15 protein-coding genes are annotated in these 14,900 nt (G+C 59.9%); 10 read left to right on the top strand and 5 right to left on the bottom strand.

Annotated elements, in window-relative coordinates; translation table 11 throughout:
* Positions 1-24 precede the first annotated feature (24 nt).
* The 5 genes from mtrB to secA all read left to right on the top strand — a co-directional run bounded on the left by mtrB (position 25) and on the right by secA (position 7,939).
* Positions 25-1,896 (top strand): MtrAB system histidine kinase MtrB, encoded by a 1,872-nt coding sequence (gene mtrB, locus ABRP87_RS08625; protein WP_349868361.1) that lies wholly within the window; start codon positions 25-27, stop codon positions 1,894-1,896.
* Positions 1,897-3,642 (top strand): MtrAB system accessory lipoprotein LpqB, encoded by a 1,746-nt coding sequence (gene lpqB, locus ABRP87_RS08620; RefSeq protein WP_284628923.1) that lies wholly within the window; start codon positions 1,897-1,899, stop codon positions 3,640-3,642.
* Between the two features lie 64 nt (positions 3,643-3,706).
* Positions 3,707-4,336: a ComF family protein gene (locus ABRP87_RS08615; protein ID WP_349868347.1), complete on the top strand. Its 630-nt coding sequence runs from the start codon at positions 3,707-3,709 to the stop codon at positions 4,334-4,336.
* A gap of 136 nt (positions 4,337-4,472) precedes the next feature.
* Positions 4,473-5,117: a ribosome hibernation-promoting factor, HPF/YfiA family gene (hpf, locus tag ABRP87_RS08610; protein ID WP_005277524.1), complete on the top strand. Its 645-nt coding sequence runs from the start codon at positions 4,473-4,475 to the stop codon at positions 5,115-5,117.
* Positions 5,118-5,353: 236 nt separating this feature from the next.
* Positions 5,354-7,939, top strand: a complete 2,586-nt coding sequence (gene secA / locus ABRP87_RS08605) for a preprotein translocase subunit SecA (protein ID WP_005277525.1) — start codon at positions 5,354-5,356, stop codon at positions 7,937-7,939.
* An 80-nt stretch (positions 7,940-8,019) separates the two neighbouring features.
* Here secA and ABRP87_RS08600 read toward each other — a convergent pair whose 3' ends face one another.
* Entirely contained in the window at positions 8,020-8,403 is a 384-nt protein-coding gene (locus tag ABRP87_RS08600) for a hypothetical protein (protein ID WP_005277527.1), read from the bottom strand.
* Between the two features lie 176 nt (positions 8,404-8,579).
* On the opposite strand from ABRP87_RS08600, the gene ABRP87_RS08595 reads away from it, so the two are divergent.
* Positions 8,580-8,990: an HAD-IA family hydrolase gene (locus tag ABRP87_RS08595; RefSeq protein ID WP_005281786.1), complete on the top strand. Its 411-nt coding sequence runs from the start codon at positions 8,580-8,582 to the stop codon at positions 8,988-8,990.
* The gene (locus ABRP87_RS08590) at positions 8,990-9,505 is read left to right on the top strand and encodes a DUF6912 family protein (RefSeq protein ID WP_023025632.1); all 516 of its coding nucleotides are present in this window, start codon (positions 8,990-8,992) and stop codon (positions 9,503-9,505) included. The genes ABRP87_RS08595 and ABRP87_RS08590 overlap by 1 nt, the downstream gene beginning before the upstream one ends.
* Before the next feature lie 6 nt (positions 9,506-9,511).
* On the opposite strand, the gene rsgA is transcribed toward ABRP87_RS08590, so the two are convergent.
* Positions 9,512-10,546 (bottom strand): ribosome small subunit-dependent GTPase A, encoded by a 1,035-nt coding sequence (gene rsgA, locus ABRP87_RS08585; protein ID WP_349868346.1) that lies wholly within the window; start codon positions 10,544-10,546, stop codon positions 9,512-9,514.
* Positions 10,539-11,840 carry a 3-phosphoshikimate 1-carboxyvinyltransferase gene (gene aroA / locus ABRP87_RS08580; RefSeq protein ID WP_349868345.1) on the bottom strand — a complete coding sequence of 434 codons (1,302 nt, stop codon included), beginning with the start codon at positions 11,838-11,840 and terminating at the stop codon, positions 10,539-10,541. Before aroA ends, rsgA begins: the two co-directional genes overlap by 8 nt.
* On the opposite strand from aroA, the gene ABRP87_RS08575 reads away from it, so the two are divergent.
* Complete coding sequence (locus ABRP87_RS08575; RefSeq protein WP_349868344.1) at positions 11,839-12,486, top strand: SOS response-associated peptidase; 648 nt, start codon at positions 11,839-11,841, stop codon at positions 12,484-12,486. The two genes, aroA and ABRP87_RS08575, sit on opposite strands and share 2 nt — an antisense overlap.
* Here ABRP87_RS08575 and ybaK read toward each other — a convergent pair.
* Positions 12,472-12,975 (bottom strand): Cys-tRNA(Pro) deacylase, encoded by a 504-nt coding sequence (gene ybaK / locus ABRP87_RS08570; protein WP_349836724.1) that lies wholly within the window; start codon positions 12,973-12,975, stop codon positions 12,472-12,474. The genes ABRP87_RS08575 and ybaK overlap by 15 nt on opposite strands.
* A gap of 36 nt (positions 12,976-13,011) precedes the next feature.
* Here ybaK and ABRP87_RS08565 point away from each other — a divergent pair, with 36 nt between their 5' ends.
* Together ABRP87_RS08565 and ABRP87_RS08560 are read left to right on the top strand one after the other, a co-directional pair.
* Positions 13,012-13,614, top strand: coding sequence for a sigma-70 family RNA polymerase sigma factor (locus ABRP87_RS08565; protein ID WP_239269418.1), 603 nt, complete (start codon positions 13,012-13,014; stop codon positions 13,612-13,614).
* A complete protein-coding gene (locus tag ABRP87_RS08560) occupies positions 13,614-13,886 on the top strand; it encodes an anti-sigma factor (protein ID WP_239269419.1) in 273 nt (90 codons plus the stop codon). The genes ABRP87_RS08565 and ABRP87_RS08560 overlap by 1 nt, the downstream gene beginning before the upstream one ends.
* 356 nt (positions 13,887-14,242) lie before the next feature.
* On the opposite strand, the gene ABRP87_RS08555 is transcribed toward ABRP87_RS08560, so the two are convergent.
* Positions 14,243-14,659, bottom strand: coding sequence for a hypothetical protein (locus tag ABRP87_RS08555; RefSeq protein ID WP_349868343.1), 417 nt, complete (start codon positions 14,657-14,659; stop codon positions 14,243-14,245).
* Positions 14,660-14,900 lie beyond the last annotated feature (241 nt).

Below are 14,900 nucleotides of genomic sequence, written 5' to 3'. Positions count from 1 at the left end.
ATAGTAGATACGCTGCGCACCTCATTGCAGGCGCGCGTTATCGGCATGATTGTGGTCGCCTCCTCGGTGGTCATGATCATCTTGGCCTATGCCTTGGTCTCTGTGCTGACCCAGCGGTTGGTATCCCAAAAAGAAGACGTCGCGCTGCAGGAGCTCGAGCGCGCCCGCACGGCGGTGGAGCAGCAAATCGATGCCACCAGCTCGGCCAATTCGGTGCAGGTGCGCATCAATTCCGCCCGCGCTTCTTTGGATCAGCTCTCTGCGCAACAAGGCGATGCGCAGGCCGTGTATGAACCCGTCATCGTGGTGGAAAACCAAGATGGATCCATCACCACCTCGCCGGAGGATTTCCCGGTGCCGGAACAAATGCGGCAGATGGTGGGCCAGGACCAGATTGCGCAGCAGTATTATCCGGTCCCGCGCGGCAATGGCGATTACTATAACGCGCTCATGGTGGGCACGCCCACCGATGCCGAGATTCCGAATTTGCAGGTCTACCTGGCTCTTTCCATGGAATCGGAAGAGTCCACAATGGCGCTGATGCGCGGTCTGCTCTCTGCCGCCGGCGTGGTGGTCGTGGTCTTGCTGGTGGGCATTGCCTGGTTGGCAACCCAGCAGGTCATTACCCCGATTAAGTCCGCGTCCCGCATCGCCCAGCGCCTGGCCGCAGGCCACCTCAAGGAGCGCATGGCCGTGGACCGGGACGATGAGATGGGCCGGCTTGCCGCCTCCTTTAATAATATGGCGGATAAATTGTCCTCCCAGATTGCGCAGCTGGAGGAATACGGCGATTTGCAGCGGCAGTTTACTTCCGATGTCTCCCATGAGCTGCGCACCCCCATTACCACCGTGCGCATGGCCGCAGACCTCATCGAATCCGAGGCCGATAGCCTGCCCGCGGGCGCGCAGCGCGCCTCCAAGCTCATGTCCAGGGAGCTGGACCGCTTCGAGGAGCTGCTCGCGGATCTGCTCGAGATTTCCCGACACGATGCCGGCGTGGCGGACCTGTCCACCACGGCCATTGACCTGCGATCCTGCGTGGATGCCGCCTACCGCCAGGTTGAGCACCTAGCCCAAAAGCTCGACGTGGAGGTGGTCCGCAATATGCCGGACGAGCGGATCACCATCCAGGCCGATTCCCGGCGCATCGAGCGCATTTTGCGCAACCTCTTGGCCAATGCCATCGACCACTCTGAGGGCAAACCCGTGGTCATCGATATCGCCACCACGGAGAAGGCCGTGGGCGTGGCGGTAACGGATCACGGCGTGGGCCTGAAACCAGGGCAAGAAGAGCTGGTATTCAACCGTTTCTGGCGCGCGGATTCCTCCCGCAAGCGCCACTCTGGCGGCACCGGGCTGGGCCTTGCCATTGCCCGCGAGGACGCGGTCTTGCACGGCGGCACGCTCGATGCCTTTGGCGTCTTCGGGTACGGTTCCCGCTTCCGCCTCATCATCCCGCGCGAGCCGAATACCGAGATTGGTGAAGAACCCATCTCCCGCGAGATTCCAGGCGCCCCGGGCACCGGTTCAGACGCCGCGCACGACGGGCACGATTCGCTTGACGATGCCCCTGCTACCGCAGAACCCAGCAGCGCAACTGGCGCCGCCGATGATGCAGCTCGTGATGCTGGTTCATCGGAATCTGATGCAGCGGACGCTGGGGAAGCGGATGCTGGTGCAGCAGAAGATGAGGGCGAGGGTGGCGCCGGTGGGGCATCGCCAAGCAGCAGCTCGGTGGTAGGCCGCGGAATTGGCATCGACGATGACTCGGCGGAGGCGGCCGAGGCGGATGGTGACGGAATCCTGTGGCCTTCTGAGCGCAACCGTGGGGCCGCCGGGGCCGCCTCGCCCGAGAGGCGCTCCTATAAGGCGCCGGATTTTAAGGGGGATAAATAAATGAATTCGGTCATTATGAAGGGAATATGGCGGCGGCACACCGCCGTGGGCGCGGTGGTGGCGCTGTGCTTTGTCACCGGCTGCTCAACCTTGCCGCACGATACGAGCCCCCAGGTCGTGGGTACCTACCACAAACAGGCCGATGGCCCGGAAGAGGTCATTGCCCCAGAGGTGGGGGCGGACCCGGACCTTACCCTTCGCGATTTTTATCGCGCTGCGGCCGTTCCTACCAATGACCACGATGCTGCTCGCGGGTTCCTCACGAATAACGCCCGCGGGGCCTGGGATGCCTCGGGCGATGTCATGGTGGTCGATAGCCTGGATATCGTGACCGCGCCCGATAAGAAGCAAAATACGGCGGCGGATGCGCGTTCCTTCAATGTGCGCGGCACCATCATCGGACGCCTCAAATCCGGCGGGGCCTATGTGCCGGAAAATGAGAGCTATGAAGCTACCATTGACATGAAAATGGTAGATGACCAGTGGCTCGTTGATAGTCTTCCGGCAGGGTTGGTTATCGAGCGCAATGAGCTGCGCAATCATTACACCCCGCAATCGCTCTATTTTTATAAACAAACCGATGACGTCCTCGCCCCGGACCGCCGGTGGCTGTATAAGGGCAGCGAGGAATCCGAGTCCACGCTGATCACCCTCTTGATGGAAGGCCCATCTAGCAGCATTGCTCCGGCCACCCGCCGGGCGGCGGATGAAAAGGTCACCTTCGCCGGCTATGACAACGAAAACGGCTACCAGTTCGAGGGCCTGTCGGACCTGGATGAAAATGACCGCACCCGCTTTGCGGCGCAATTGGTCTGGACGCTTTCTGATGCCGGGCATATCGGCCCCTTCAAGGTCAAGGCTGATGGCAGCAATCTGGTAGAAGGCATGGACACCGTCAGCGTGGATGATTTTGCTGACTATAACCCCAAGGTCAATAGCAATTCCCTGTCCACGCTGTACGCCCTGAATGAGGGCAACGTGCTGGAGGTCGATAGCGGGGTGGCCGAGCCGGTTAAGGGCTCTTTGGGCTCGAGCGGCAATGTGCAATCGGTCGATGTCACCGAGTCCGGCATGATTGCGGCGGTTAGCCGGAAGCCTAGCGGCGACTTCAAGCTGCAGATGGGCGAAATTGGTGCCGCGCTGCAGGATTCGGTTGATGGTAAGACGCTGGCGCGGCCCACCTTTGAATATAACGGGCAGGCCGTGTGGACGGTGGTCGATGGTGACCGCATCGTGCGCGTCGTGCGCTCCAAGACCACCGGGCGGATTTCAGAATCCGAGGTCGATGCCCGCAGCATCGACGATATCGAGGGCGAAATCTCAGTTATCCGCCTCTCTCATAGCGGCGCACGCGCTGCGATGATCATTGACGGCCACGTCTACATCGCCGCGGTGGCCCAATCCAGCAGCGGCGATAAGCGCATCGTCAACGCCCGCGAAGTGGGCCCTGAAGTTTCCGGCTCGGCACTATCGCTGGATTGGAATAACGATGGCTCGCTCATTGTGGGTACGTCCTCTGGGCAGTCGCCGGTATGGCGCATCGAGCAGGATGGTTCCTCGGCCTCTACCATGCCGACGGGTAATATCACCGCCCCGGTAGTTGCGGTGGCTACCTCGCCATCGAAGCTTTATATTACGGATTCCCATGCCATGCTGGAGCTTCCCGCCACGGTGGTCGATGAGGTGAACTGGCGCGAGGTGCCTGGCCTGCAGGGTCGGCGCTCTTCGCCTATCGTGTCCAGTTAGAAGGCGGCGGCGCTAGGCGACGCTGCCGCAGAGGACCTTTCGGGGGATGGGGTGGTGTCGCGCCGTGAGTGTGCGAGAGCTGATTTTTCCGCGTGCGTGTGCCGGGTGCCGCGCGCCCGGCCACGTCTTGTGCCCGCAGTGCCGGGAACACCTGCGCCAGCCTCCTTACCTGGTAAGCCGCCCGCGGCTGCTCGGGGCGCCGGTATTTGCCCTAGGGTCCTATTCCGATATTCGCCGCAATATCATCATCAGCATGAAAGAACAGGGCAATAGGGAAGTGCGCGATTATATAGGTGCTGTGGTGGCCGCGGGCGTGGCACACTTGGCCGCCCGTGGCGAGATTCCCCGCGAGCTGTGCCTGGTGCCGGCCCCTACGCGGCGCCGCTCTGCGCGCATGCGCGGCGGTGATCCCGTGATGGCCATGTGCCAGGGTGCGGCGCGCCGGCAGCAGGGCCTGCGGGTGCGCGAGGCGCTTGTCATGGGCGCGGATACGGCGGATCAATCCGAGCTCAATGCGCAGGATAGGTGGGCGAACCTGCAGGGGCGCGTGGGGATTAGCACCCCGATGGGCGGTGAGCAGGCGCTGCTTGTCGATGACGTTATAACCACCGGTGCTACCCTCGCGGCCAGCATGGCGGCCCTGCGCGCCGCCGGCGCCACGGTCTATGGGGCGTTGGCTTTTGCCGATGCTTAAGGCACATCACAGGGTGGGGTGCACGGTGTTACCCCCTAATGCCATCAGGTCATAACCACTGGTATTATTAAAAGTGTCACAGAGGAACAGTTACTGTGATTGTTTCTAGTCCCCACTACCAAAGGGAGGCATCTCAATGTCCCAGCCAAACAAAGCTCAGGTAACGATTACGGGCCGTAACGTTGATGTACCGGAACACTTCCAGGAGCGCGTCAACGACAAGCTGGCAAAGATTGAACGCCTTGATCCCACATTGACCTTCTTCCACGTGGAATTGCAGCACGAGCCGAACCCACGCCGCGAAGCAGAGTCCGACCGCATCCAGATCACCGCAACCGGCAAGGGTCACATCGCCCGCGCAGAGGCTAAGGAAGACTCCTTCTACGCAGCGCTGGAAACCGCAATGGGGAAGATGGAACGTTCCCTGCGCAAGGTGAAGGTGCGCCGTGAATACGTCAAGGGCGGCCACCGCGCACAGAAGGGCACCGGCGAAATCGCCGCTGAGATGGTTGCGGAGGCAGAAGCACAGCGCGCTAAGGAAGAGCGTTTGGTCGATCCTTATGCTGAGACCGTCGAGGACGTTCGCCCCGGCCAGATCGTGCGCACCAAGGAGCACCCGGCCACCCCGATGAGCGTGGACGATGCCTTGAGCGAGATGGAGCTGGTTGGCCACGATTTCTTCCTCTTCGTTAATGAGGAAAACAACAAGCCTTCCGTGGTTTACCGCCGCCACGCCTTCGACTACGGCATCATCTCCTTGTCTGAGGATGCAGAGGGCTAAAATCCCTCGTGCCCGGCTAGGGCGTTAAGTTACTTCACCCCCTTCCTGCCCATCGCGCGATTGCTCGATGAGGCGGGGAGGGGGTGATTTCTCATGCTGTGAGCTATCCATTTTCTTAGTGCGTTTAGTGTGAAATCACTATCGTTTAATGGCGGGTGGAACGCGACAAGGGCAGTGGCGTGAGTACAATTGCGGGAAGTTAACTAATGTGTCGCGACAAGAAGGACTAACGAATAGTGTTTGGACTTTCCAAGCTGCTGCGCGCGGGCGAGGGCCGTACGGTCAAGCGCCTGGGCAAGATTGCAGACGATGTAATTGCACTCGAGGATCAGTACGCGGAGCTTTCGGACGATGAGCTAAAGGCCAAGACTGACGAGTTTAAAACTCGCTTGAAAGATGGCGAAGAAAAGAACGACATCTTGCTCGATGCTTTTGCTACCGTCCGCGAAGCCGCTTGGCGCGTCCTGGGACAAAAGCACTACCCCGTGCAGATCATGGGCGGTGCCGCCTTGCACTTTGGCAACGTGGCAGAGATGCGCACCGGTGAGGGTAAGACCCTGACCTCCCTGTTGCCCGCTTACCTCAACGCTTTGGAGGGCCAAGGCGTCCACATCGTCACGGTCAATGACTACCTGGCCAAGCGTGACGCCGAGATGATGGGCCGTGTGCACCGCTGGTTGGGCCTGTCCGTGGGCGTTATCTTGTCTGAAATGCGCCCGCAAGAGCGCAAGGAAGCCTACGACTGCGATATTACCTACGGCACCAATAACGAGCTGGGCTTTGATTACCTGCGCGATAACATGGTGCGCACCCTCAATGATGTAGTTCAACGCGGACACAATTTCTGCATCGTGGATGAGGTGGACTCGATTCTTATCGATGAAGCCCGTACCCCACTCATCATTTCCGGCCCGGTTGACGGCTCTTCCCAGTTCTACGGCGTCTTTGCGCAGCTGGCGCCGCGCATGCGCGAGGGAATCCACTACGAGGTGGACCACAAAAAGCGCACCATCGGCGTCTTGGAAGAGGGCGTGGAGTACGTCGAAGATCAGCTCGGCATTGATAACCTCTACGCGCCTGAGCACTCCCAGTTGGTTTCCTACCTCAATAACGCGTTGAAGGCCAAGGAGCTCTTTACCCGCGATAAGGACTACATCGTCCGCAACGGCGAAGTGATGATCGTGGATGGCTTTACCGGCCGCGTTTTGGCCGGTCGCCGCTACAACGAAGGCATGCACCAAGCCATTGAGGCCAAGGAGCAGGTGGAGATCAAAAACGAGAACCAGACGCTGGCGACGGTTACCCTGCAGAACTTCTTCCGCCTCTATGAAAAGATCTCCGGCATGACCGGTACCGCGGAAACGGAAGCCGCGGAGCTGCATTCCATCTATGGGCTGGATGTGGTTCCTATTCCTACCAACAAGCCGAACCAGCGCACCGACCACTCGGACCGCATTTACAAGACCCAAGAGGCAAAGTTCGCTGCGGTGGTTGATGATATTGCAGAACACGTCGAGCATGGCCAGCCGGTCTTGGTCGGTACCACTTCTGTGGAGCGCTCCGAATACTTGTCGCAGTTGCTTAGCAAGCGCGGCGTGCAGCACAACGTGCTCAACGCCAAGCACCACGAAGAAGAGGGCCAGATCATTGCCCGTGCGGGCCGCCCCGGCACCGTGACCGTGGCAACCAACATGGCCGGCCGTGGTACCGATATCGTGCTTGGCGGTAACCCGGAAGTCATCCTTGATGAGAAGCTGCGCGAGCGCGGCCTCGACCCCTTTGAGGATGAGGAAAAGTACCAGGAGGCCTGGGAAGCCGAGATCGACGGCGAGAAAGAGCGCTCGAAGCGCTTGGGCGATGAGGTGCGCGAATCGGGCGGACTCTATGTCTTGGGCACCGAGCGCCACGAGTCCCGCCGCATTGATAACCAGCTGCGCGGTCGTACCGGCCGTCAGGGGGACCCGGGCGAGACCCGCTTCTACCTGTCCATGCGCGATGAATTGATGGTGCGCTTTGTGGGCCAGTCCATGGAGCACATGATGAACCGCCTCAACGTGCCTGATGATGTCCCCATCGAGGCCAAGATGGTCTCGAACTCCATTAAGGGCGCCCAGGCGCAGGTGGAGAACCAGAACTTCGAGATGCGCAAGAACGTGCTGAAGTACGATGAGGTGCTCAATGAGCAGCGCAAGGTGGTTTACTCCACGCGCTATTCCATCCTCGATGCCGATGACATCAAGGACGATATCCGCACCATGATCGATGACACGGTCTCTGCCTATGTCGCGGGTGCTACCGCCACCGGTTATGTCGAGGACTGGAACCTCGAGGAACTCTGGAATGCCCTCGAGGCACTGTACGGTCCCACGATGTCCCCGGAGGAACTCGTAGAAGGCTCCGAGTACGGCTCCCCAGGCGAGCTCACCGCGGAGCAGCTGCGCGATGCCCTCGTCACCGACGCGAACCGGGAGTACGACAAGCTGGAGGAAGCCGTGTCTGCCATCGGCGGAGACAAGCAGATGCGCAATACCGAGCGCATGGTCATCCTGCCGATTATTGACCAGAAATGGCGCGAGCACCTTTATGAGATGGACTATCTCAAGGAGGGCATCGGCCTGCGCGCGATGGCGCAGCGCGACCCGCTGGTGGAATACCAGAAGGAGGGTGGCGATATGTTCAATGCCATGAATGAAGGCGTGAAGGAAGAAACCGTGCGCCAGTTGTTCATGCTGCGCAAGCAGTTCAAGCAGCAGGAAGAAAACCAAGAGTCCGGCGGTGACTCGGGCTCTGGTCCTGCAGGCCAAGAAACAGTAGAGGCATAAAACCTCCGCGCTCTTTTGCACCCCTTCCTCTTCCTCCCCGCCCTCGCGCGGTGGGGAAAGCGGGAGGAGCGCTGTTAGTTTTAGAGCAGCCGAAACGAGCGCAGCCCCTGGTCCGTGGCGGAGCCGGTAAAGGCGTGGCGCTGGGTGCCGATGACCGCGGAACCGAAGTATTCGCCATTAGGCCGCGCGTGCAGGCTGGTAAGGCGCAGGGCATCGGTGTCATAGGGGCTTTTTCGACGGTGTACCCAAGAACCAATGTGCAGGCGGATGGAATCCGAAAAGCGCGGGGAATTAAGGTTTGCCAGCGGGCGGTAGCCGGCGGCGACCTCAAGGATAAAGACGACCCAGGCTTGGATATGGTGCTGGGCGGCTACCTCTGCCGTCGTGGGCAGACGGCCGTAATGGATGCGGTGCGGGGCGATGTATAGCTTGAGATGAGAGTAGCCGGGAATGGGCTCATACATGGTGAAATGAGTGCTCCTGCAAAAAGGGCAGGGAGGCGAACGCGTGATAATTATCTCATGGGGGCGCTGCGCGCGCTATTTCTGGCAGTTTCCTGTATGAGGCGGGCGAGAATATAAGCGCAGTTCGCTATACTTTCGGGAGTTACAAAGTATTCGTGTACTGAAGGATTAAAAATATGCGTGGTCTCATCGTTGACTATGTCGGCGTCCTCGATGGCGCTGAAGAGGACAATCGCCGCTGGAAGGCTCTGCTATCTGCGGCGAAGGCAAATGGTGCCGCAACCGCTATCTTGTCTAATGACCCGGGCGGTTCCGGCGCTGAGCACATTCGCGAGTGGGAATACCGCGGCAACGTCGATGCCGTGGTGCTGTCTGGCGAAATCGGGGCGGAAAAGCCGGAGGTTGCGGCCTTCCAAGCGGCTGCCGATGCCCTCGAGCTGCCCTTGAGCGATTGCGTCATGGTCGATGATTCGATCCTCAACGTGCGCGCCGCCGTCGATGCCGGGATGATCGGTTTCTTGTACACCAGCTTCGACCGCGTGTCTGTAGAAATTCAAGCCGTATTCGATATTGAAGGGGAATTTTAGTGGCTCAAGCCCGCGTCTATATTCCGGCGACCTATGCCATGCTGGCGGAGCTCGCTGAGACCGGAACGCTCGCGGCGCGCTCTGGGTGGGGATTCATGGTGACCCCAGCCTTGCGCGATTTTTATACCGCAGGCGATGAAGAAGAGATTGCCTACTCGGCCTTCCTCGAGGCCTCCATGGCCTCGCTGCGCCTGTTGACCATTGGGGACGAGGAGAAGTTCCCGCACCGGCGCGTGGTCATTTCCATCGATGTTGATGAAACTGCAGTCACCCCGCGCCCAGATATGGGCGAGCCGGTGGTGGAGCTTCAGCCAGCGCAGTTTGGCACTGATAATCTCGCCGCCATTCACGTGGATATTGAAGAATCCGAAGAGGCAACCGCCAAGGCCATCGAGGCCATTGATTCCGCGGACCTGGGCGATGAGGACGCGGAGCTCGCGGTGGGAGATGCCCTTGATAACTTCATGGCCTTCTACCACCCCACGGAGTTGCCCTTCCTCGTGGAATTGCTCTAAGCCGCGCTAGTTTTCCCACTCCACGTTGGTGCGCAGGGCTTGCAGCAGCCCGCGTACCGCATCGCGCCGGCGGGCGGTAGCGGTGCCCTCGGGAATGATTTCTGGATCATCGAGCCCGCATTCGGGATCCGCCGGTGGACCCGCGTGCGTACAGCCGCGCGGGCATTCCTCAATAGCCGCAGCGAGGTCCTCGAAAACGCCAAGGACGGTATCCGCGTCCACGTGCGCCAGCCCAAAGGAGCGAATACCCGGCGTATCGATGATCCAGCCGCCCTGGGAGTCGGTGCCAGCAGCATCGGTGGGCAAGGGGAGGGCCACCGATTGCGTCGAGGTATGCCGGCCCTTGCCGATGCCCGATACTTCCCCCGTTTCCCTTTCTGCATCTGGAACTAGCCGGTTGACCAGCGTGGACTTGCCCACCCCGGAATGCCCGATGAGCGCGGTAATATGGCCATCTACCTGCGCGCGCACGGCTTCCAAGCCATCCTCGACCCCGGCCTCGACCACCGTGACATCCAAATCGGCGAACTCTTCTGCAAACGGCGTCGGGTCCGCGAGATCGGTCTTGGTAAGGCACAAAATGGGGTGCAGGTTGCCCACGAACGCGGCAATCAAGGCGCGCTCGACAAAGCCGGACCGCGGGGGAGGGTCGGCCACGGCAGAAACGATCAGCAATTGATCGGCATTGGCCACCACGATGCGCTCATACGGATCCGTGTCATCGGCGGTGCGACGCAGCACGGAGGTGCGATCCGCCAGCTTGACGATGCGCGCCAGCGTGTCCTTGGCACCAGAGGTATCACCAACCACGCCGACGCGGTCACCGACTTCGATGGCGGTGCGGCCCAGCTCGCGGGCGCGCATGGCGGTGACGTGGGGGCCATCGTCAAGCGCGACGCCCCACCGCCCGCGGTCCTTGGTGATTACCATGCCGTATTTGGCATTTTTGTGCTTGGGACGATCCTTGGTGCGCGGGCGCGAGCCCTTTCCGGGGCGCACGCGCACATCAGATTCATCAAAGGAACCGAAACGTCTAGCCATGTAAATCCTGTTGGTCGGGGTGCAACATCGTCTCCCACATGCGGGCGAAACCGGGCAGGGTCTTGGAAGTGGTGGAAATATCCTCAATCTGGATATCAGGGACTTTCAAACCCAGAATGGCACCGGCGGTGGCCATGCGGTGATCGGCGTAGCACGGCCAATCGCCGCCGTGGAGTTCGGCGGGTTCGATCACTAGGCCATCGTCAAGCTCGGTGACCCTGCCGCCCAGCGCATTGATATTCGCCGCGAGCGCCTGCAAACGGTCGGTCTCGTGGCCGCGCAGGTGGGCAATGCCCGTGAGCCGCGACGGCGTTTCCGCGAGCGCGCACAGGGCCGCAACGGTGGGGGTAAGCTCCCCGATATCGCCCATATTGCGCTCGATGCCCTGCAGCTTGCCTGCCGGGTTGCCCTCTGCCGTGACGCTGTTGTGCTCCTGGGTTACCATCACGCCCATATCCAGCAGGATCTGGCGGATGGCATCGCCCGGCTGGGTGGTATTCGCCGGCCAATTCTTGATGGTCAGGCGCCCGCCGGTGACCGCCGCGGCGGCGAGGAACGGCGTGGCATTGGAGAGATCCGGCTCAATGAACCATTCGCGCCCGGCAATGGGGCCGGGATGCACCGTCCACGTCGTGCCATCCGAATCCACGCGTACGCCCGCCTGGCGTAGCATGCCCACCGTCATTTTCACGTGCGGCATAGATGGTAGCTGGCCGCCCTCGTGGGTGAGCTGGATGCCCTGGGAAAAACGCGCCCCGCTCAGCAGCAGGCCGGAGACGAACTGGGAAGAACCAGAAGCATCGATGGTGACTTTGCCGCCTTCCGGCACGCCGTTGGCGGACACCGTAAAGGGCAGGCTTTCGCCTTTTACATCAACGCCGAGGCTGCGCAGCGCATCCAGCGTCGTGGACATGGGGCGGTTATAGGCCTGCTTATCGCCATCGACGCGCACCGGGCCATCCGCCAGCGCCGCAACCGGCGGCACAAAGCGCATCACGGTGCCGGCCAGCCCACAATCCACCGTGGCACCGTGCAGCTTCCCAGGCTGGACGTGGATATCGGCGCCGTCATGGGTGAAGCGAACCCCCATGGCACGCAAAGCATCCTCCATTAGCTGCGTATCGCGCGATACCAGCGGGGCGTGCAGGATGGACGGGGAATCAGCCAGCGCGGCCAGGATGAAGGCGCGATTGGTAATCGATTTCGATCCTGGCACCTGGTGTTCCCCCGTAACGGGGCTGGTAGCCAGCGGGGCGGTCCAAGGTTGAGACATAGTGTCCATAATAGAGGCCATGTGCGGAAGATTCGTTCTTTTTACCGAGTCCCTCCTCGATGAGGTGGGAAACCTCCCGGGAATCCAGGAAGTCCACGCCCCACAGGGCACGCCTGGGCCCCGATATAATATTGCCCCGACTCAGCCCATTCCCATCGTGCGCGTGCGCGAGGAGCTAGCGGAAGTCGATCCCGCGCGGTGGGCGCTCTTGCCGCAGTGGAAGAAAGACCTAGATGGCCCGCCGCTTTTTAATGCCCGGGCAGAAACGGTGGCGAGCAAGCCGTCTTTTCGCACCGCCTTTAAATCCCAGCGCTGCCTTATCCCCATGAACGGCTATTACGAGTGGCACAAGGATGGCTCCACCAAGACACCGTACTACGTCCATCCAGACCAGGGACTGCTGTGGGCCGCGGGGCTCTGGGATACCGGGTTGGATCGGCTCTCTGCCACCATCGTGACCACCGCGGCTACCGAAGAGATGGAGTGGCTGCACCACCGCTTGCCGCGATTTTTAGCGCCAGAGGAGATGCGCACCTGGCTCGAGGGTAGCGCCGACGAAGCTAAGGAGCTGCTAGCACCCACGGGCCTGCGGGGATTTGAGTACCACGCGGTGGATAAGGCTGTGGGGACTGTCTCAAATGACTACCCGGAGCTACTCAGCCAGTAGATCGGCAAAGTTAGCCCCGCACAAGCGCGCGAGGTCTTCTGCGTTGAGCTCAATATCTAAGCCGCGGCGGCCGCCGGAGATAAAGACAGTATCGAAGAGCACCGCGGATTCCTCGATCACCGTGGGCAGCGGATTCTTTTGTCCGAGCGGGGAAATACCGCCGTGCACGTAGCCTGAGGATTTCTCGGCATCGTGCACCTGCGCCATGGCGGCCTTAGATACGCCAAGGGCGGCCGCCGCCTTCTTGAGGCTTAAATGGTGCGTGGTGGGAATCACGCACACCGCCAGCTCGCGGCGCGGGCCTTTGCCCGCGGTGAGATCAATAATGAGCGTTTTCAGCACGCGCTCGGGTTCTACGTCTAAGGCCGCCGCGGCGTGGTCACCGAAGTGGTCCTTGCCCGCTTCAAAGGTGGATATGGAGTGTTTGACTCCGGCATCTTCGATGACTTTCAGCGCCGGGGTAGCGGCATGCGGGGACTTTTTGGCCATATAGGAATTTTAGCGTGAGACGTTAGGATAGATTGTGTGGTTAAAGAAACAGTGAGCGAGAAGGAGCTGCAGCGCCGCTTTGAAAAGGAAGCGCTCCCGCTGCTCGATCAGCTCTATGGCGGCGCGCTGCGCATGACGCGAAACCCGCAAGATGCGGAAGACTTGGTGCAAGAGACCTATCTGAAGGCCTATAAGTCCTTCCATTCCTTTAAGCAGGGAACGAATCTGAAGGCATGGCTTTATCGCATCATGACCAATAACTACATCAACTCCTATCGCAAGGCGAAACGGCGTCCTACCGAGTCTTCTGCCGATGATCTGAGTGATTTTCAGCTCTATACCACCGCAGGGCACGATTCCACTGGGTTGGAATCCGCTGAGGTGGCAGCGCTTAAAGAGATGCCAGATAGGTCCATCTCGCAGGCCATTAATGACCTGCCGGAGGATTACCGGATGGTGGTCTACTACTCCGATGTGGAGGGCTTAGCGTACAAGGAAATCGCCGAAATCATGGATACTCCATTGGGAACGGTGATGTCCCGCCTGCACCGTGGAAGAAAAATGCTCCGGAAGGCGTTGAAGGACGTAGCACGTGAACAAGGAATTGGATTAGAACACCCGGACATGGAGGAGAAATAATGGAAGGCGCAACCGGAAAGAACTGCGGTGCGTGCAGCTCCACTGAGGTACACAACCTATTTTGCGAGCTTCTCGATGAATCCACGACCTACGCCCGCGCTTTAGCCATCCGCGAGCACATCGCCCAATGTGATTTTTGCCAGCAACGCCTAGAGCGCGAAGAACTCGTCCGCTCCCTCGTGCGCAATTGCTGTGCCGGCCAAGCTAAGGCACCGCAATCGCTGCGCCGCCGCATCTCGATAGAAATTACGGAGATCGAATCCCGCTGGTAAGAAGCGCCCTTCAGAGCTGCGAACGTCTCGCAACAAGAGTCGGGACAGTTCGTACTGCCGTGTTTCCTCATCCAGTTCAGAAGCAAGCATACTTACCGTCAGGCGCGCTCTGCCGAAGCGGTGCTGTGGAAAAACTTTTTCCACAGGATCGCACTTGCAGCGGCTAGCCCAAGAGTCAAACCCCACCACACGCCTTGGGGACCTAATGCGAGTGGATAGGAAAATAGTAGGGGCCTAACCCTGGCGTATACACTTTTTGGGGTCACGTCCGGCCCCGACTGGTAAATACGCATCCTGCGAATAGCTGAAGAACGGGTTCTGTTTTTTGGGCTGGTACCTATCTGGTGGTAGCAGTGCTAGTTTTTCTGAATTCGCTGGCGGTAGTAATCACGATTGTCTTCTTGCATGTGAGCAAATTCCATAAGCACGCCCGGCCAGATGGGATACGTATCGATAAGGTTCTCTGCGATGTTTAGTAACGGTGAAAATGCGATCTCGCCCCATCTGATTCCTATGCCTACTCTTTCGGAGTAGGCCGTGCTACTTAAAGGGCCTATTGCCCACTGACTCCCTGACATCGCATTCATCCATGTGCCGTTGATGGCGAGGATGCGGGATACTTTCTCTTCATAGCTGTGTTTAGAGTTTAAGATTTCGAGTACGATCTCGAAGGGAAACTCTTTTGTGCCATCGGTGACCTGCTTGCGCTGAAGCGGCGTAAGGTCTGCAAGTGTCGTGGTGGGGTTGCCCGCAAATCGTGGACACCTAGTCAAGCTACCTAGTGGTTAGGCAGCTATTTCTTCTTCGTTTCTGGTTTGGGTGGTGTGGTTTTCGAAATCGACGGGGCTGACCATCCCGAGGGCGGAGTGCCGGCGTCGACGAGCGTGTCAAGTTGTTTGTGTGTGGGGTTAGGTTTATAGGTATTTGTCGAAGCGGTCGGGAAAGGCTACGGCCATTTGGTTGATGGCTTGTTTCCAGCCGGATACTCGGGCTCCTTCCACGAGCCTGCTGGCT

The organism is Corynebacterium sp. KPL2830 (genome assembly GCF_040225635.1).
Classification (GTDB): Bacteria; Actinomycetota; Actinomycetes; order Mycobacteriales; family Mycobacteriaceae; genus Corynebacterium.
The sequence above is the reverse complement of the archived record's forward strand: the minus strand, read 5'-3'. Positions and strand labels throughout refer to the sequence as shown.